Below are 19201 nucleotides of genomic sequence, written 5' to 3'. Positions count from 1 at the left end.
GAGATTATTTTTTCTATTTCTTTATTACCGTCATTATTTTTAGCATAAGGTGATGATCCTGATTTTGAGGGCATTTTTCTTCTCCAAATGTATTCTATTTCTTATTATACTATACTTTCAGTGAAAAGTGAAAATCCTTCCTGAAAGAATCTCTGTTTTAAATGATACTTTCTTCCCCAACCTAATTAAAAAGGGCAAAAATTCTATCAAGCTTATATCTACACTTCTTGCCTTCCCGCCTCTTAAACCATCTTCAAGATGCTTCTGCAAAATCAAGCTATCTATTCTGGAGATTACCAACTACCTTTTATTATTCTACATACTAAAAAACCCCGTTTTCACGGGGTTTAGTGTCTGACTATAATTGTTATCTGGGAACGGAATCGAATTAAGCTTCGATTTCTGTAACCATACCTGAACCAACGGTACGTCCACCTTCACGGATAGAGAAAGTAGTACCTTGTTCAACGGCGATTGGGTGGATCAACTCAACGTCGATTGTTACGTTATCACCAGGCATTACCATTTCAGTACCTGCTGGAAGTTCGATTGAACCTGTAACGTCAGTTGTACGGAAGTAGAACTGTGGACGATAGTTGTTGAAGAATGGAGTGTGACGTCCGCCTTCTTCTTTAGTAAGGATATAAACTTCACCCTTGAATTTAGTGTGTGGGTTAATTGAACCTGGTTTAGCGATAACTTGTCCACGTTCGATTTCATCACGTTGGATACCACGGAGAAGCACACCTACGTTGTCCCCTGCAAGACCTTCGTCAAGCTGTTTACGGAACATTTCAACACCAGTAACAACTGCTTTTTGAATTTCTTCTTTGATACCAACGATTTCGATTTCATCGTTGACTTTAACGATACCACGGTCGATACGTCCTGAAGCAACTGTACCACGACCAGTGATTGAGAATACGTCTTCGACTGGAAGAAGCAATGGCTTGTCAGTATCGCGTTCTGGTTCTGGGATGTACTCATCAACAGTGTCCATCAATTCCATGATGATGTCTTCAAATTTAGAGTCACCTTCAAGAGCTTTAAGAGCTGAACCTTGGATAACTGGAAGATCGTCACCTGGGAAGTCATATTCTGACAAGAGGTCACGGATTTCCATTTCAACCAATTCAAGCAATTCTTCATCGTCTACCAAGTCAACTTTGTTCATGAAGACGATCAAGTGCTTAACACCAACCTGACGTGAAAGCAAGATGTGCTCACGAGTTTGTGGCATTGGTCCGTCAGTTGAAGCTACTACAAGGATAGCTCCGTCCATTTGAGCGGCACCAGTAATCATGTTTTTAACGTAGTCCGCGTGTCCTGGAGCGTCGATGTGAGCGTAGTGACGCTTAGCAGTTTCATACTCAACGTGCGCAGTGTTGATAGTGATTCCGCGTTCGCGTTCTTCTGGAGCAGCATCGATAGACGCATAGTCTTTAGGTTGGTTAACTGCTGAAGGCAAGCGACGTGCCAATACAGTTGTGATAGCTGCTGTCAAAGTAGTTTTACCGTGGTCAACGTGTCCGATAGTACCAATGTTAACGTGTGGTTTACTACGATCGTATTTTTCTTTTGCCATTTGAGTAAAAGCCTCCAATAAAATATATTTTATAGATAGACAGTAGGCAATACAGTCTAACTTTCCTTACTATTTTATCAAATTTAAATGAAAATGCAAGTCTTTTAGCATTTTTTTGTGAATTATTCCTTGTCTAATTTGTAGTAAGGTTGATACCAAGAAAAGTGGTTGAACTGTCACTAGTATAACGAATTAAGAAGCCCTTTGGTTACAAAAATAGAAAAAACCGGAACAATTCCGATTTTCTTTGTATTAGCCAGAGTTTCGCAGACCAGTCGCAATACCGTTGATGGTGATGTGAATCAGCTTTTCTTGATCAGGTGTGAGCTGGCCATTTCGCTGACGCTTGATCAGTTCTAGCTGGATATAGTTCAAAACATTGAAGTAAGGCATACGATAGTGCAAGCTATCCCTCAGATAGGTATTTTCAGCAAGGAGCTCATCGTGACCTTCAATCTCTAGAATGACATCTTTAGTCAGCTGCCACTCATCCAAGATAATATTGAATATATCTCGCACATTCTGATCTTCGCAAAGCTGCGCATACTCAAAAGCGATATTCATATTTGACTTAGACAGAACCATGTCTACATTTGATAAGAGTGACTTGAAGAAAGGCCATCTCTTATACATAAATTGCAGAAAGGCTAAGTTATTTTCTGGGTCTTCATCAATGAATTCCTTGAAACTTGACCCGACACCATACCAACCTGGGAACATAACCCGACTTTGAGACCATGAGAAGACCCACGGAATAGCCCTTAAGCCACCGATTTCGGTAATGGTTTTACGGGCTGCTGGACGAGAACCGATATTGAAGCTAGAAATGGCTTTGATAGGGCTGGATTCGAAGAAATAATCGTAGAAACGCTCGTCGCCAAAGACCAAATCACGGTAAATCTGATAACTGCGATTGACTACTTGGTCCATGATTCGCTCATATTTATCAGACGTATGGCTATCGCTCTTCTTATGAGTTACCATGCGGTTAATGGCAGCAGACACCAGCATTTCCAAGTTATAGTAGGCTGCGTCTTTGTTTCCATATTTATTGCCAATGACTTCCCCTTGCTCAGTGAGACGGATCCGGTCATTGATACTGCGGAGTGGCTGAGAAGTGATGGCTTCATAAGTTGGACCACCACCACGTCCTACTGTACCTCCCCGGCCATGGAAGAAGGTAATTTTTACGCCAAATTGATCACCAATGGCTGTCAGCTGCTGCTGAGCCTTGTAGAGGGTCCAACAAGAAGACAGGTAGCCACCGTCCTTATTACTGTCTGAATAGCCCAGCATGATTTCCTGATAATTATCCTTAGAAGCAATCCACTTCTGCGCAATCGGCAGAGATAGGTATTTCTCCATGGTATTGCAGGAATTGTCTAAGTCTTCAATGGTCTCAAAGAGCGGAACAATCTGGACACGAGCGCCATTTTCATCAATCAGCCCCACTTCCTTGAGCATAATCGCTAATTCTAGCAAGTCAGAAACACTGGTCGAGTGAGAGATAATATTCTGCTTAATCACTTCCTCACCAATGGCATCTTTTAGCTGACGAGCTGTTTTGAAAATCTCCAGTTCTTTTTGCAGGAGTTCGGATTTAGATTCATGAGTAGCAGACAGAATACGAGGATCTTCAAGCAGCTGTTTAAGGAGGACCTGACATTTGTCTTCTTCCGACAGACTACTATAATCCTGGACAATATTAGCTGATGCCAAGAGTTCAGCCACACAGGCCTCATGAACGCTGGAATCCTGCCGCATATCAATGCTGGCCAAGTAGAAGCCAAAAACATCAACTGCTTGGAGAAGTTCAGTCAAGTCCCCACTTACCAAGGCTTCACCATGATGTTCGATAAGAGAATCATAAATGACCTGCAAGTCTTCTTTAAATTCCTGAGCGGTTCTGTAAGAAGGTGTCTCCTCCTTCTTCAGCTCAGTCAGGGTCTCGCTGATACGAGACTGGATATAATTAGGGATGATTTCTCTTCCTTTATTGCTGACAGAAAGGTTGGCCTTCGCAGACAATTTTTCCTCAGCTCGGTCAGTCAATCGCTGACCGTCAGTTGAAAAGTTGCCTTCTTTAAGGTAAAGCAAGGTTTGAATCAGCTTGGACTGGATATAGTGGAAAGAACGGCGGTAAGGCTCATTTTCCCGATAAACAGACTTGTCAGTAGACAGAGCTGCCATTTCTGCCACCGCCTGACTGGTTTCTGAGAGATTGGTCGATAGTGAGAAGGTACGATAGAGTGTATAAACCTTGTCAATATAATAGTTGAGGATGACTTCACTCTGGAGGGTGGCTGATAGTTTCAAGGTTTCTGCTGTTACAAAAGGATTGCCATCCCGGTCACCGCCAATCCACATTCCCATGGTTATAGGCTTAGGATTATCCAGCTTGATGCCCCGCTCTTCTGCCAAGCGTCTGTATTCGACCATAAAGTTGGTGATTGCTTGTAGGAAAGAGCTGTTGTAGTACTCCATGACATTGGTAATCTCATTGGTCACTTTCAGCTTTTTCTCACGGATCATATCTGTCTGCATCATAAGCTCAATATAGCGGCGGAGATTTCCTAGCCACTTCTTCTCATTGACCAGTCCAGCCTTAACATCTCGATGCTGGCGCAGTAGACTATGGATATGATTGGTTAAGTCCAGAACGGTCTTACGCTGAACCTGAGTCGGGTGAGCTGTCAGTACTGGCACAACATTCAGATTTTCCAGAATTTCCTGAGCATTTTCCCGCGTTGAAATCAGGTCAATGGTTGTTGACAGCTTCCCAAGATAATCCTGATTGATATTGTTCTGGTGGTTGATTTCATAAGCCAGGTCAACGTCTTCTGAGATATTAATCAAGAGCGGCAAAATAGAGAAATAGCGGGAAATATAAACCATTTCATCTGTCGTCAGTTCTTCTACAATTGCTTTTAACTCATGATATTTGGAGTTGACAGCCAGCTCCTCCATAAGGGAGATTTTTTCAAAGGTCTCAGGGCCGAGAAGATTCCGAGTAATATCAGCAAGCAAGTCTGTCAAAATGGCGACTTCTTCTCGAATCACTTCTTTATTGCTGTAGCTTTCTAATTTGTTAAATGACATAATCTGCACCTTTCATTTTTGCAACAACTGTTCACACGAACTGTAATTAAGCTTCCTCAGACCGGCCTTGCGCCTCCGCTTCCATCTGCTCATACAGGGCATCACGGCGCTCGTTAGCATCAATATTAAGTACCAAGGCGATGGCTACTGACAAGACCAGAAGACTGTTCCCTCCTTGCGATAGGAAGGGGAAGGTTACTCCTGTAGAAGGAATGAGACCTGAAATTCCACCGATATTGATGAAGGTCTGCATGAGTATCATGCCGCCAATCCCCAAAGCCATCATGGAGTTAAATGGATTCTTGGCCCGAATCCCGACCAAGATAATTCTCAGAATCAGGAAAAAGAGTAAGGCCAGAATCAGACTGGCACCAAAGAAACCAAACTCTTCTATCACGATAGAAAAAACAAAGTCCGTATGAGCTTCCGGCAGATAGCCACGCTTCTCGATAGAGTTACCCAGTCCTAGCCCAAACCAGCCACCATTACTCATAGCATAGTAGGAATTTGCCAACTGGTGGCCTGAGCCAGACAGATCCTTGAAGGGATTGAAGAAAGCGCTGAAACGCTTGGCCACATATCCAAAGACTGGAATCTTGGCCACGCGCTCAACCCCAATCAACCAAATGCTAGCTAGAACCAAGCCGGAAACACTAACAATGGCTCCCAGCATCGTAGAAAACCATCGATAGCCAATCCCGCTGACAGCTATCATTATCACGACAGTCAAAAATAGAATAGTCGCATTTCCAAGGTCTGGCATAATAGCTACAATCCCAATCAGAATAGCCACCATAGTCCGCCAGTCGTTAAAGGCTTTTGGAAACCAATGGTTGTGAGTCAGGGCTTGATAGTCATAGACCTTTATCTCCTCCTGCCTCTTTGTGAAGCGAAAAGCTAGATACCAGACCAGAATAATCTTCAAATACTCCGCAGGCTGAATACTGAAAGCTCCAAGCTTGAGCCAACCATGGGCGCCATTAATAGTCCCTGTTATAAAACGAGATAAAAGCAAGAGGATAATCTCAGCAAAGATAACTATAGTCAGGATACTTCCTTTTTTTAAGAAACCCAAGCGGATTCTATATAGGAGCGCAATTATAAAGAGACTTATTATCCAAAAAATCCCCTGATTCATGACCATCCCAAAACCATTTCCTCCGGCCTGAATCGAGGTAGGACTCGTCGTTGAATAGACCACAATCAATCCCAAGACAGATAAAATCAAATAGGGAATCAAGATGGAATAATTCAACAAGTGTTTCTTGTCAATTTTCATATTTCACCATTAAACTTCTAAAAATTCAATTCTCATTATACCACCTTTTGGATTGAAAAAAAAGCACTAGCGCAAAGACAGGGACAATCATGGCTTACTTTGCCTTATTTATATAAAAATGTGATAAGATAGGAAGCAAACAAAGGAGAATAACATGACAGACATTTACGATATCGAAATTAAAAAACAAGACGGAAGCCCGCAAAAAATGAGTGATTATAAAGGAAAGATTCTGCTGATTGTCAATACAGCGACCGGCTGCGGCTTCACTCCTCAGTACCAAGAACTGCAGGAACTCTATGAGCGCTATCAGAAAGACGGATTTGAAATCCTGGATTTCCCCTGCAATCAGTTTGGCCAGCAGGCTCCTGGAGACGCTGCAGAAATCAATAGCTTTTGCAGCCTTAACTACGGAACGACCTTTCCCCGATTTGCTAAGATTGATGTCAACGACCCTCATACTGCTCCACTCTTTGACTGGCTCAAAAAAGAAAAGGGCGGTCTTCTGGGCGAAAACATAAAGTGGAATTTCACAAAGTTTCTGGTCAGTCGAGACGGAACAGTCATCAAACGCTTCTCTCCACAAACCTCTCCCCAAAAGATAGAAGAACTCATTCAAAAGCTATTATAATATTATAAAAGGTAGGAAAAAGCAAAACGATTTAGCCAACGGTAACTCATCTTCCACTGCTTGGCTAAGGTCTTTAAAAACAAGACATTTTGGGCTTTCAAAACGTCTTGTTTTTGCTTTATAATATTTCAATTATATTACATTTCATTCATTTTCCAGCAATTATGGGGATATTTTTTGCTTTTTTATTTGTTTTAAGTTAAAATAAACCAGTATGAGGAAGAGGATTAAACCGCTTGCAATCCTAATTTTCTTTGCTTCTTTTATCGCTTTTATTTTGATAAGCAAGCAAATTACTGACTCTCAGGAAAAGCAAGCACAGGCAAAAATTTCACAAACTAAACAGACTCCAAGTTCCTCAAAAAAAGAGGAAACATCTGACGATTCGTCCTTGGATGAAGAGTTTATTTCCAGACCAATCATTGACATTTCTGGCTGGCAGCTGCCAAGTGAGATTAATTACGACTTACTTGCACAGAATGTTTCAGGAGTAATTGTCCGTGTTCATAGTGGAGCGCAGGCAAAAAAAGAAAACGCAGCAACTCATCTGAATGGTCTGGACAAATCTTATGAAAGACACATCAAAGAATTTCAAAAGCGCAACATCCCTGTTGCTGTCTATGCCTATGTGGCCGCCAATAGCAAAAAGGAAATGGAAAAAGAAGCCGAAAGTTTCTACAAGGCTTCTGCTAAGTATCATCCAACCTATTATTGGCTAGACGTCGAAGAAAAGACTATGTCTGACATGAATGCGGGAGTTGAAGCTTTCCGAGCCAAGCTAGAGTCACTTGGTGTTAAAAATATTGGTATCTATATTGGAACCTATTTTATGGAGGAACACAGTATCTCCACTGACAAGTTCACAGCAATTTGGATTCCGACTTATGGTAATGACGACGGCTACTACAATGCCGCACCAAATACGGAGCAAGATTACGACTTGCACCAGTACACATCACAAGGTCAGCTGACTGGTTTCTCCCATTATCTTGATTTGAACCAGCTGTCAACCTTGAAAGACCAAACAGCTACTTATCAAAAGCTATTTACAGTTCCTAAAGAAAGCCAATAGCTCAGAACGACAGCTCAAATCTTAATGATTGCTGTCGTTTTTTATTGTCAAAAAATAGGAAATTCCCAGCCGTTTCTTCTTAATAAAACCTATATTTTATGATATAATGATTTGATAAATGAAATTAGAAAAGGAAAATACAATGATTTCTTGGTTGAATAGAATTTTCAAAGGAATGGTCATTGCACTTGGCTTTATTTTACCGGGAGTTTCAGGCGGTGTTTTAGCAGCTATCTTAGGTATTTACGAGCGCCTGATTCATTTTTTAGCGCATTTAAAGGAAAACTTCGTCGAAAATGTTCTCTATTTCATACCAGTTGGAATCGGAATGATTTTAGGAATTGCCGCTTTCTCTTATCCTGTCAATCTGCTGCTGGACAACTACAAAGTGATTGTCCTCTGGGGATTTGCCGGAGCCATCATCGGGACTGTTCCTAGCCTTATTAAAGAGTCTGTTGCTAAAAGTGAGCGTGATCGGATTGATATTCTCGTTTTCTGGGTCAGCCTCATCGTCTCAGGAATTTTTCTTTATTCCCTAAACGGTATGGTCGGCACCTTGCCAGCCAACTTTCTCTCTTTCATTTTAGCAGGAGCCCTGATTGCACTGGGCATTTTGATTCCCGGACTCAGTCCGTCCAACCTTCTCCTGATTTTAGGACTCTATGCACCTATGCTGAATGGCTTTCGCAAACTGGATCTCTTGGGAACCTTTCTTCCTATCGGAATCGGAGGCGCCTTAGCACTGATTCTCTTTTCTAAACTGATGGATCATATTTTGAAAAACTACTACTCTCGTGTCTATCACTTTATCATTGGCATTGTCCTATCCAGTACACTTCTCATTGTAGTTCCTCAAGCAGGAAACAGTGAAAGCATCAGCTATCATGGAGTTTCTATATTGACACTTGTCCTTGCAGCCTTTTTCTTTGGTCTAGGTACCTGGCTGGGTCTCTGGATGTCACAATTAGAAGAGAGATATACTAATGGCTAAAAAAACAAAAATCAAAAAATCACTGGTCGAGCAAATTTTAAGCAAGGCTAAGATTGAACATCGAGGTCTGCAGCTAAATGCCTTAGCCGAACAGCCGGCCGAAGGCTTGGACCGTTCGCAGATTTATAAAACCTTGGCCTTGACGGGAGACAAGACTGGCACACTAATCGGTATCCTGCCTATCACAGAGCATCTGTCCGAAAAGAAAATGGCCAAGATTTCCGGCAATAAAAAAGTCAGTATGATTCCTCAGAAAGACTTGGAAAAGACAACAGGCTATATCCACGGAGCCAACAATCCTGTCGGTATCCGGCAAAAGCACAACTTTCCAATCTATATCGACCAGTCAGCTCTAGAGCGAGATAGCATCATCGTGTCTGCCGGCGAAGTCGGCCGCAGTATCGAAATCAAGGCTCAAGATTTGGCCGATTTTGTTCAAGCTGACTTTGCAGACCTCAAGGAGAATTCTAGCTCATAATTCTTCAATACTGCACCTAATATTCTTAATAAACTCTAATAAGAAAGAAACAATCAACCACTATGAAATTATACTTTGTCCGACACGGAAGAACAGAATGGAATCAGGAAGGCCGCTTTCAGGGAGCCAGCGGTGATTCGCCACTGCTGCCATCCGCTGTTGAAGAACTGCATACCCTTGGAAAACATCTGGCTCAAACACAATTTGGCAAGATTTACAGCAGCGATCTCCCACGCGCCGTTCGCTCTGCTGAGATTATCCAAGAAGAAAGCCAGTTCCAGACTGAAATCTTATCAGTGCCTGAACTGCGAGAATGGCAGTTGGGAAAACTAGAAGGCGCAAAAATCTCTACCATAGAAGCCATCTATCCGCACCAGATGACTGCCTTCCGCCACAACCTTTCGCAATTCAATCATACGTTTTTTGATGCTGAGTCGGTCTACCATACGACCCACCGAACCATTTCCTTTATCAAGACCTTAAAGGACAAGGACTATGAACAGGTCCTCATTGTCGGGCATGGTGCTAACTTAACCGCCAGCATTCAGACTATGCTGGGCTATGACACACCTCTTTTGCGCAAGAATGGCGGTCTGACCAATGCTAGTATCACCATCCTTGAAACAGAAGACTTTGAGAATTATGAGCTGATCACTTGGAATAATACGGATTACTTACTTGAAAAGGCAGAAAATTAAGGCTGGATTTCTAGCTTTTTTTCTTACTTTATAGCCAAATATAGATGAATTTCCCTATCTTTTGTGATAAAATAGGTAGGAAAACTTTTGGAGGAAAAACATGACTACTGAACATATTGAGGAATTAAATGACCAGCAGATTATCCGCCGTGAAAAAATGGCTGCGCTGGCTGAGCAGGGAATTGACCCTTTTGGCAAACGCTTTGAGCGAACTGCTAACTCTGCTCAACTGAAAGAAAAATACAACGATAAAGATAAAGAAGAATTAAACGAACTCAATGAAACAGCTATTATCGCTGGCCGTCTCATGACCAAGCGTGGCAAAGGAAAGGTTGGCTTTGCCCACATCCAAGACCGTGAAGGCCAAATACAGATTTATGTGCGTAAAGATGCGGTTGGTGAAGAAAATTATGAAATCTTTAAAAAGTCTGACTTAGGAGATTTCCTCGGTATCGAAGGTGAGATTATGCGGACAGATATGGGTGAGCTTTCTATCAAGGCGACTCACCTCACTCATTTGTCTAAGGCTCTGCGTCCCCTGCCTGAAAAATTCCACGGCTTGACAGATGTTGAAACCATCTACCGTAAACGTTATTTGGATTTGATTTCCAACCGCGAAAGCTTTGAACGCTTTGTCACTCGCTCAAAAATCATCTCAGAAATCCGCCGTTACTTGGATGGCCAAGGCTTCCTTGAAGTTGAAACTCCTGTTCTCCATAATGAGGCAGGCGGTGCTGCTGCCCGTCCTTTTATCACCCACCACAATGCCCAAAACATTGACATGGTACTGCGGATTGCAACCGAGCTTCACCTTAAACGTCTTATCGTCGGCGGTATGGAGCGAGTGTATGAGATTGGGCGTATCTTCCGTAACGAAGGAATGGACGCAACTCACAATCCAGAGTTCACTTCCATCGAGGTTTACCAAGCCTATGCGGACTTCCAAGACATCATGGACTTGACTGAAGGTATTATCCAACATGCAGCCGTCTCTGTTAATGGAGATGGACCAGTCAACTACCAAGGAACTGAAATCAAGATCAACGAACCATTTAAACGCGTTCACATGGTAGATGCCATCAAGGAAATTACGGGTGTTGATTTCTGGCAAGATATAAGTTTTGAAGAAGCTGCTGCCTTGGCCAAGGAAAAGAAAGTTCCGCTTGAAAAACACTTCACCGAAGTTGGCCATGTTATCAATGCTTTCTTTGAAGAATTTGTGGAAGAAACCTTGATTCAGCCAACCTTTGTCTACGGTCATCCTGTAGCAGTATCACCTCTGGCTAAGAAAAATCCAGAAGATCCACGCTTCACGGACCGTTTCGAGCTCTTCATCATGACCAAAGAATATGCCAATGCCTTCACCGAGTTGAACGATCCAATCGATCAATTATCTCGTTTTGAAGCACAGGCCAAAGCTAAAGAACTGGGTGATGACGAAGCAACAGGCATTGACTATGACTTTGTCGAAGCTCTGGAATACGGTATGCCACCAACTGGAGGCCTAGGAATCGGTATCGACCGTCTGGTTATGTTGCTAACAGATGTTACGACCATTCGTGACGTCCTGCTCTTCCCAACGATGAAATAATCTTAACTTTAGACAGATTTTAACAAAGTAAATCCTACTGGTATTCCAGCAGGATTTTTTACATCAAAAAAAGTCTGGTTCCCCAGACTTTTGTTGTATTATTCATATCTCAGTGCTTCAATTGGATCCAGTTTGGAGGCCTTGTTGGCCGGCAAGATTCCGAAGAGAACACCGATAGTTGCTGAGAAGAGAAGGCTGACGATGCTGACTGGTAGAGATACCGTCACTGGTGTTCCTTCCAGCATTTGACTCATGGCTGAGCCTAATACAGACGCAAGTCCTGCAGCTAGAAGCAGGCCAATCAACCCACCAATCAGTGTCAAAATCATAGACTCAATCAAAAATTGCATCAAAATATTGCCACGCGTTGCTCCCAGAGCCTTCCGTAGACCGATTTCACGAGTCCGCTCAGTGACCGATACCAGCATGATATTCATAACGCCAATACCACCAACAAAGAGTGAGATTCCGGCGATGGCACCGATAACTCCTGTCATGGCACCATAAATATTTTGCACTTCCTGATAGAGGGCACTATCATCTGTCACTTGATATTCTCCCTGTTGGAGACCAGCAATTTCTGTTAATTTCTTGGCAACCTTAGGGCCAAGTTCTGGAACTAAGCTAGTATCATTCACTCGAAGAACAATCTCTGAAATTTCATCTACTCCAAAGTTTGCGGCTATGAGTGTATTGGTTGTAATAGCATTACCTCCATAGACCTGCATAGAGCCAGATGCAGCAGCAGTTTCAGGATCTCTATAAACCCCAATCACCCGATAGTTACTGGCACCCACTGTCACAATTTTATTGATTGCCTCTTCAGCGGAAGAAAAAAGGGTCGCAGCCAGACCTTCGTCTAGCAGCACAACACTGGCAAAGCCTTGATAGTCTTGCTGTCTCAGAGCACGACCAGCAATTATTTTGTATTTTTTCACCTGAATATAGGTCATATTTGCACCGACAAAGTTGACGCGCTCAGCCTTCTTATTTTCGTAGCTAAAGGTTTCCATAGCTGAGTTGGTCACATAGTAGCCGTCCACTCCCTTGATATGGGTCAATTCCTTAACCCATGCTTCCTGAGCCTTGGGTGGTTCCACCACTTCTTCGCTTTCATCTTCCACATTTACAGAATAGAGATCAGCCGTTTGTGTATAGGAGCCGTCCTTGCTCTTTTTAGGAGAAAAGACGAGGCGCATGTTTTTCTGACTTTTGGTAAAACTCTCATTGACCCGTCGGGTAATGGAATCTCCTAAGGCCATGATAACCACAACCGAAGCCACTCCGATAATAATCCCAATCATGGTCAGGAAAGACCGCATCTTGTGTCCAAGAATGGAGCTAATGGCAAATTTCCAGTTTTGCATTAGACTAGTCCTCCTTCCTTAGCGCTATCAGATGAGATAACACCGTCACGAATGACAATCTGCCGTTTGGCATAGGCAGCAATCTCAGGCTCGTGGGTTACCATGATAATAGTTTTCCCTTCTCGATTGAGCTCAGTTAAGAGCTCCATAATCTGCTCGCCAGTCTTGGTATCCAGGGCCCCCGTCGGTTCGTCAGCCAGAATCAGAGAGGGATTATTGACCAAAGCACGAGCAATAGCAACCCGCTGCTTCTGTCCTCCAGAAAGCTCTGAAGGCAGGTGATGCATCCGCGTGTCCAACTCCACCTTGGTCAGAAACTGCTCGGCCAAGGACTTGCGTTTAGACTGACCGACACCTGCATAGATCAAGGGCAGTTCCACATTTTGCAAGGCATTAAGCTTAGACAAGAGAAAGAACTGCTGGAAGACAAAGCCGATTTGCTTATTCCTAACCTTGGCTAGCTTCTTATCACCTAGCTTAGCTACTTCTTCGCTTCCTAGATGGTATTCACCAGTGGTCGGACGATCCAGCATCCCAATGATATTCATCAGAGTAGACTTACCAGATCCAGACGGTCCCATGATGGCAACAAACTCGCCCTCTTCAACCTCCAGACTGATGTCTTTTAGTACCTGCAATTCCTGGTCTCCATTGCGATAGCTCTTATTAATATTTTTTAACTCAATTAGCTTCTTCATAAGATTTCACCTCTTGACCGTCTTTCAAGCTATCTGTCGGATTGATGATAACTTTACTATCCTTTGTCAAACCAGATGAGATTTCTTGATTTTCAGCATCAGCATTTCCGAGCGTCACTTCTGTTTTCTTGGCAACTCCTTTTTCCAGAACCCAAACATAGTTCTTGTCTCCGTCCATTACCACACTGCTGACTGGCACAATGAGTCCCTGAGTATTGTTTTTAACTTCGATATTGACAGAGAAGCCTTGCTTGAGCTCACCAATCTCGCTGGTAATGTCAATTGTAAATGGATATTTGGAACCTGAAGCTGTTCCGCTGCCACCTGTTCCAGATGGTTGAGCTGCTGCCTGCTGGCCGTCTTTCGGATAGTTGGAAATGTAGCTGATTTTACCAGTCCATTTCTTGTCTGGGTAAACTTTTGATGTAATGGTCACTTCTTGACCGACAGACAAGTTAGCCAGATTGTATTCGGATAATTCACCCTTAATCTGCAGATTTCCATTGCTGACAATGTGAACCAAGGTTTGAGTGGCACCAGTTGTTGATTTTGAAACATCACGGTTGACTTCTACGACCGTACCATCTGCAGTGCTGGTCACTGTCAAGGCATTGAGAGTAGCTTGCGCTTTATTCATATTATCAACTGCATCAGCCCGAGCATCGCGCAGGTCAGCTGCCTGAGACTCCACAGAACGCTGAGCCTGAGCTTCAGACGCCCCATCTGCTTCTTCGTCACCAGTTGTATTTACAGTCACACCATTGGTTTGCAAGTCATGCAATTGACGATCAGCTTTGCTAACCGCCCGAGCAGCTGCATCATAAGCTGCCTGAGCCTCTGCACTTTTATAAGTTACCAACGCTTGACCGGCAGTCACTTGGTCGCCTACATTGACCAGTACATTTTCCAAGTCACCCTTGGTGCTGTCATAGTAGATGTACTGCTCATTGCTAGCGGTGACATTTCCTGTCAGCAAGACTGAAGAAGCCACTGAACCTTCCTTGGCCTTCTGAACCAGCGGAGTCGTATCGACCGGTGCCTCAGAAGGATTACCTCCGTTTAAAAACATGAAGAGAATTGCTCCTGCAACAACTGCAATCGTAGCTCCAATAATGCTAAATAATTGCCATTTCTTTAACTTTTTCATCTTTTTTCCTCCTCTTGATGAAAACGATTTTCTTTTGTTATATTATATCACAAGGCTATCATAATTCTTCTAAAAAAATTTACAGTTTTTCACAAATGGTTGCTATTTTATCTCAGATAGTCACTCCGCTAAAATCCGTAGCAGATTTTTGCATTCACCTTCTAAAAAAGGTACAATTACCTCATATAATAGAAGGAGATTCTAACAAGATGAAAGAATTTGATATGATTGCTATTGGCGGTGGCAGCGGGGGGATTGCTACCATGAATCGGGCCGGTGAATACGGTGCCAAGGTTGCCGTTATTGAAGAAAAGAAACTGGGTGGCACCTGTGTCAATGTCGGCTGTGTTCCAAAGAAGATTATGTGGTACGGAGCTCAAATAGCTGAAGCTATCCAGCATTATGGACCAGACTACGGCTTTACCTCTGATAATCAAGCTTTTGATTTTGCTACCCTTCGGAAAAACCGCGAAGCATACATTGACCGAGCACGTTCATCTTACGATGGCAGCTTCAAGCGGAATGGTGTCGAGCTGATCGAAGGACGTGCCCGTTTTGTGGACGCAAACACTGTCCAAGTCAACGGCGAGCTCATTCGCGCCAAGCATATCGTTATCGCGACCGGTGCTCATGCTGCTATTCCAAATATACCTGGCGCAGGCTACGGAGAGAATTCCGACGATGTCTTTGCTTGGGAAGAGTTACCTGAATCTGTAGCCATTGTCGGAGCAGGATATATAGCAGTTGAGCTAGCTGGCGTGCTCCATGCTCTAGGAGTTAAAACAGATCTTTTTGTTCGTAAGGATCGACCACTGCGCAACTTTGACAGTTATCTGATTGACGGCCTGCTCCAAGAAATGGAGAACTCTGGACTCCAGCTTCATCCCCATAAGATTCCGCAAAAGCTGGAAAAACTGCCTGATGGTCAGCTCAAGCTCTATTTTGAAGATGGCAGCAGCCACACAGCCCAGCATGTTATTTGGGCAATTGGTCGTAAACCAAACGTCCAAGACCTCAATCTGGAAGCAGCTGGCGTCACTCTCAATGAACGTGGCTTCATCTCTGTAGATGAGTACCAAAACACTGTTGTACCAGGCATCTATGCTCTAGGCGATGTAACAGGTGAAAAAGAATTAACTCCTGTTGCTATCAAGGCTGGACGAACTCTATCTGAGCGTCTTTTCAATGGCAAAACAGATGCTAAGATGGACTACTCAACTATTCCAACTGTCGTCTTCTCCCATCCCGCTATTGGGACAGTCGGCCTGACTGAGGTAGAGGCTATCAAGACTTACGGAGCAGAAAATATCCACGTTTACACATCTAGCTTCACATCCATGTATTCAGCTGTTACCCAGCACCGCCAACAGGCCAAGTTCAAGCTCATCACTGCCGGTGAGGATGAAAAAGTCGTTGGCCTTCACGGTATTGGCTACGGAGTAGATGAGATGATTCAAGGTTTCGCAGTTGCTATCAAGATGGGCGCTACCAAGGCTGACTTTGATGCTACAGTTGCTATTCACCCGACCGGTTCCGAAGAATTCGTTACCATGCGATAAAAAATTCAAAATCAGAAGAGGTTTGGTATTCCAGCCTCTTTTTGACTTCTGCTACCATTTTATAATAAAGATGATGACCGTTCCATAACCTAATCTTTCATTTTACTATCGAATCTTACATTTTTGTAAGATTATAATTAAAGCTATTTCAGCTTCATTTGACATTCCTTTCAAATAATAGTCTAATAGAAGAAATTCAGATTTTTTTCAGACAATAAACTTCTGCATCACTATTTTAAAAGATAAATTGTCAAATATCCATCAAGAAATTCCAAAGATTATAAAAAGCAATTTTTTTATTAGTTATTATATGAGACAAGGAGCCTGAAATGAAATCTCAGACTCCTTTTTCTTTATGGTAAAATAGCTACAGCTCTAACTGGTGAACCGCTGGCTTGATGCCAGTTGGGAAAACTAATCGAGATGAGAGCACCTTTAGCCGGCAGCTGATCCAGATTGGTCATAACTTCTAGCTGATAAATGTCCTGCTCCAAAAGATAGTATTCATTGAGCAGCCCATGCTCCGCTGTAGGAATACCCGCATCTGTATCAAAAGTTTCGTGACCTACCGCCTTGACACCACGCTCATGGATAAGGAACTCTAGAGCATCTCGTCCCCACCCAGGAGTATGCTGAATCTCCTGAACATCCAGATTGCGCATAGCTGATTGACTCGGCCAACGCTTGGACCAGTCTGAGCGAAAAGCAACAAACGTTCCTGGCTCAATCTGCCCGTGCTCCGCTTCAAAATCTAAAATATCCTGCTTGTCCAGAATAAAGTCTGGATTCTCTGCTACTTCCTTAGACTTATCAATAACTACCAAAGGCAGGAAAAGATCTTTTAGTTCAATCTCTTCCAACCAGCGACCACCCTCCACAAAGTGAATCGGAGCATCAATATGAGTCCCGTATTGGCCAACTACAGAAAACTGCTGAACATGAAAACCGTCTTTCAAAGTGAAAATGTCCTTCTTCTCCAAGGCAGGCAGAGCTGGAAAATGCGGACTGTCTTCCCTAATCTGATGGGACAAGTTAACCCATTTTTTCTCCTGTAGTTCCTGATAAATTTTTAATAAATCTGTCATAGCCTTCTCCAATCTAGTCAGTCTTGCTTTGGGAAGATGTTGATTACGCACCCACACCTCTAGCAAAAACTCTTATTTACTTTTGCATTATTATATCAATCAAAGTGTGCTGCTGCAATTCTTTATAGCTCTTTTAGATAATCCTTTTTTATTGAAAATAATATAGTTTAAAGCTATAGCTAATTTTTCTAATGAAGCCTATTCAAACATTGAAAATTTTGATATGATAGTACAAAGCAATCCAGAAATGAGGAAAACTGATGAGTAAAACAAAAAAACTTTTTGCGGCCTTGGGCATCCTTTTCTTTAATATTTTTGGTCTTATCGCCTTCATCATCTTGCTCATCAGAAGCAAGAAACGGAAATAAGAATTTGTCTATCTAATTGTCTCGTCCGATACAGAAGGACTTGACTTTTTTTTATTTACCTTTTAAAATAGTTACCATATAAATAAAAAGAGGTTTACTATTTATGAACAAGAACAAAGCTTTTCTTCTTGCCCTCCCAGCTATAGGAGCTGCATTTTTAGCTGTCTTATCTCAATTAGCTTTTTCTATCGGCCCCATTCCTATCACACTTCAGACTTTTGCTGTCGGTTTGATTGCAACCATTTTCAAGCCCCGTGAAGCAGTTTTGTCTGTTTTCCTTTATCTGCTCTTGGGAGCTATTGGCCTGCCGGTCTTTGCCGGAGGAAGCGGTGGTTTTCAGGCTCTCTTTGGCCCAAGCGCTGGATATCTCTGGTTCTACTTACTCTTTGCCCTAGTGACATCCAGTCTGACCCATAAGGACAGTCCTTTCTATATAATTTTTATAGCCAATGTATTGGGTGACGCTCTCGTCTTTGTCGGTGGTATCCTAGGACTGCATTTCTTAGGAGGTCTTGATTTCTCTAAATCAGTCGCGGTTGGCCTAACTCCTTTTATCCTGCCTGACTTGCTAAAAATGGTTGCTATCACCATTATCAGCATTCCTATTTTTAAGAGCTTGAAATTCCATTCCTACTTTTCAGAGAAATAGAAAAAACTGATAGAGAAATGGCACTGACCCCCAATAATGGGACAAGAGAAAACCCCTATGATGCGATCAGTTTTCTGTAATCTACAGGAGACAGGTCATTTAATTTCTGTTGAATTCTAGTTTTATTATAAAATATGATGTAATTTTTGACAATATCTGTTATACTATCTTTGGTGAAGTTTCTCCACTTATGGAGATAGAAGGTTTCAGACTTGAGAAAAGAATGGAACCATTCGATACAGGCATTATCTGCTGGCGTTCCTTTACGGGACATGGAGCGGGTGATGCCTTTTTCAGTACAAGCCTGATGGTATGCTTTTGAGGTGTAGACAGATCCCTGATCACTGTGTAAGAGTGCCCCTTGAGGTAGGTCGAGTTGATGAAGCGTGTCGAGCACAAAGTCCGTATCCTGGCAATCTGAGATGGTATAAGCCACAATTTCACGATTATAGAGATCCATGATAGAGGATAGATAGAGTCTACAGTTTCCAAAGTAGAGGTAGGTAATGTCTGTGACCAGCTTCTTGAGTGGCTTATCAGCTTGAAAATCACGAACTAGCTTATTGGCTGTCACATAGTAAGGCTTCCCTAATTTGGGTCCTTTCTTGGGACGGACACGGCAGAGGCAGCCCTTTTCCTTCATGATACGATAGACCTTCTTGCGATTCACGATGAGGTTATAAACTTTCTTAAGCAAGCGAGTGATGGTTCGATAACCGTAAATAAAGTGATTTTCCATGCAGAGTGCTTCGATTTTCTCTGCGATTTCGTCCCTTTTCTGAGAGTTCCTACACTCCTGTCTCCAACGGTAAAAGGTTGAACGTTTGATACCGAAACACTCTAAAATGACAGATACAGGGGAGGTTTTCTTGTGTCTCATTTTATGGGGGCAGTGCCCTTTCTC

The 19201-nt window shown here is 42.7% G+C and carries 16 protein-coding genes; 8 read left to right on the top strand and 8 right to left on the bottom strand.

Annotated elements, in window-relative coordinates; all coding sequences use genetic code 11:
* Nucleotides 1-388 precede the first annotated feature (388 nt).
* The 3 genes from tuf to QZ169_RS04395 form a co-directional block, all read right to left on the bottom strand.
* On the bottom strand, nucleotides 389-1585 hold the full coding sequence (gene tuf, locus QZ169_RS04405; RefSeq protein WP_002912857.1) for an elongation factor Tu: 1197 nt from the start codon (nucleotides 1583-1585) through the stop codon (nucleotides 389-391).
* A 252-nt stretch (nucleotides 1586-1837) separates the two neighbouring features.
* Nucleotides 1838-4684 carry a phosphoenolpyruvate carboxylase gene (gene ppc / locus QZ169_RS04400; protein WP_295505076.1) on the bottom strand — a complete coding sequence of 949 codons (2847 nt, stop codon included), beginning with the start codon at nucleotides 4682-4684 and terminating at the stop codon, nucleotides 1838-1840.
* Between the two features lie 46 nt (nucleotides 4685-4730).
* The gene (locus QZ169_RS04395) at nucleotides 4731-5963 is read right to left on the bottom strand and encodes a cell division peptidoglycan polymerase FtsW (RefSeq protein WP_002930988.1); all 1233 of its coding nucleotides are present in this window, start codon (nucleotides 5961-5963) and stop codon (nucleotides 4731-4733) included.
* A 154-nt stretch (nucleotides 5964-6117) separates the two neighbouring features.
* Here QZ169_RS04395 and QZ169_RS04390 point away from each other — a divergent pair, with 154 nt between their 5' ends.
* The 6 genes from QZ169_RS04390 to lysS all read left to right on the top strand — a co-directional run bounded on the left by QZ169_RS04390 (nucleotide 6118) and on the right by lysS (nucleotide 11424).
* Nucleotides 6118-6594 (top strand): glutathione peroxidase, encoded by a 477-nt coding sequence (locus tag QZ169_RS04390; protein ID WP_295505075.1) that lies wholly within the window; start codon nucleotides 6118-6120, stop codon nucleotides 6592-6594.
* 214 nt (nucleotides 6595-6808) lie between these two features.
* Entirely contained in the window at nucleotides 6809-7666 is an 858-nt protein-coding gene (locus tag QZ169_RS04385; protein WP_002894996.1) for a glycoside hydrolase family 25 protein, read from the top strand.
* A 142-nt stretch (nucleotides 7667-7808) separates the two neighbouring features.
* On the top strand, nucleotides 7809-8657 hold the full coding sequence (locus QZ169_RS04380; RefSeq protein ID WP_032912420.1) for a DUF368 domain-containing protein: 849 nt from the start codon (nucleotides 7809-7811) through the stop codon (nucleotides 8655-8657).
* Nucleotides 8650-9135, top strand: coding sequence for an aminoacyl-tRNA deacylase (locus tag QZ169_RS04375; protein WP_295505074.1), 486 nt, complete (start codon nucleotides 8650-8652; stop codon nucleotides 9133-9135). Before QZ169_RS04380 ends, QZ169_RS04375 begins: the two co-directional genes overlap by 8 nt.
* A 62-nt stretch (nucleotides 9136-9197) precedes the next feature.
* Nucleotides 9198-9833 (top strand): histidine phosphatase family protein, encoded by a 636-nt coding sequence (locus tag QZ169_RS04370; RefSeq protein WP_295505072.1) that lies wholly within the window; start codon nucleotides 9198-9200, stop codon nucleotides 9831-9833.
* A gap of 100 nt (nucleotides 9834-9933) precedes the next feature.
* Nucleotides 9934-11424 (top strand): lysine--tRNA ligase, encoded by a 1491-nt coding sequence (lysS, locus tag QZ169_RS04365; RefSeq protein WP_295505071.1) that lies wholly within the window; start codon nucleotides 9934-9936, stop codon nucleotides 11422-11424.
* A gap of 98 nt (nucleotides 11425-11522) precedes the next feature.
* Here the strand turns inward: lysS and QZ169_RS04360 are convergent, their stop codons facing one another.
* Genes QZ169_RS04360 through QZ169_RS04350 form a run of 3 tightly spaced genes read right to left on the bottom strand, consistent with a single transcriptional unit; the run spans nucleotide 11523 to nucleotide 14636 of the window.
* Nucleotides 11523-12791, bottom strand: coding sequence for an ABC transporter permease (locus tag QZ169_RS04360; protein WP_295505070.1), 1269 nt, complete (start codon nucleotides 12789-12791; stop codon nucleotides 11523-11525).
* Nucleotides 12791-13489: an ABC transporter ATP-binding protein gene (locus tag QZ169_RS04355; RefSeq protein ID WP_002906126.1), complete on the bottom strand. Its 699-nt coding sequence runs from the start codon at nucleotides 13487-13489 to the stop codon at nucleotides 12791-12793. Before QZ169_RS04355 ends, QZ169_RS04360 begins: the two co-directional genes overlap by 1 nt.
* Complete coding sequence (locus QZ169_RS04350) at nucleotides 13473-14636, bottom strand: efflux RND transporter periplasmic adaptor subunit (RefSeq protein WP_002920756.1); 1164 nt, start codon at nucleotides 14634-14636, stop codon at nucleotides 13473-13475. Before QZ169_RS04350 ends, QZ169_RS04355 begins: the two co-directional genes overlap by 17 nt.
* Nucleotides 14637-14845: 209 nt before the next feature.
* Here QZ169_RS04350 and gorA point away from each other — a divergent pair, with 209 nt between their 5' ends.
* On the top strand, nucleotides 14846-16195 hold the full coding sequence (gene gorA / locus QZ169_RS04345; protein ID WP_295505069.1) for a glutathione-disulfide reductase: 1350 nt from the start codon (nucleotides 14846-14848) through the stop codon (nucleotides 16193-16195).
* A 353-nt stretch (nucleotides 16196-16548) separates the two neighbouring features.
* Here gorA and QZ169_RS04340 read toward each other — a convergent pair whose 3' ends face one another.
* Nucleotides 16549-17280 (bottom strand): cyclase family protein, encoded by a 732-nt coding sequence (locus tag QZ169_RS04340; protein ID WP_295505068.1) that lies wholly within the window; start codon nucleotides 17278-17280, stop codon nucleotides 16549-16551.
* Nucleotides 17281-17751: 471 nt separating this feature from the next.
* On the opposite strand from QZ169_RS04340, the gene QZ169_RS04335 reads away from it, so the two are divergent.
* A complete protein-coding gene (locus QZ169_RS04335; RefSeq protein WP_295505067.1) occupies nucleotides 17752-18297 on the top strand; it encodes a biotin transporter BioY in 546 nt (181 codons plus the stop codon).
* Nucleotides 18298-18352: 55 nt separating this feature from the next.
* On the opposite strand, the gene QZ169_RS04330 is transcribed toward QZ169_RS04335, so the two are convergent.
* The gene (locus QZ169_RS04330) at nucleotides 18353-19177 is read right to left on the bottom strand and encodes an IS3 family transposase (protein ID WP_295505066.1); all 825 of its coding nucleotides are present in this window, start codon (nucleotides 19175-19177) and stop codon (nucleotides 18353-18355) included.
* Between the last annotated feature and the right edge of the window lie 24 nt (nucleotides 19178-19201).

This window comes from uncultured Streptococcus sp. (genome assembly GCF_905372115.1).
Lineage (GTDB): Bacteria > Bacillota > Bacilli > Lactobacillales > Streptococcaceae > Streptococcus.
Note: the sequence above shows the minus strand (reverse complement) of the source record. Positions and strands in the feature narration are given on the sequence as shown.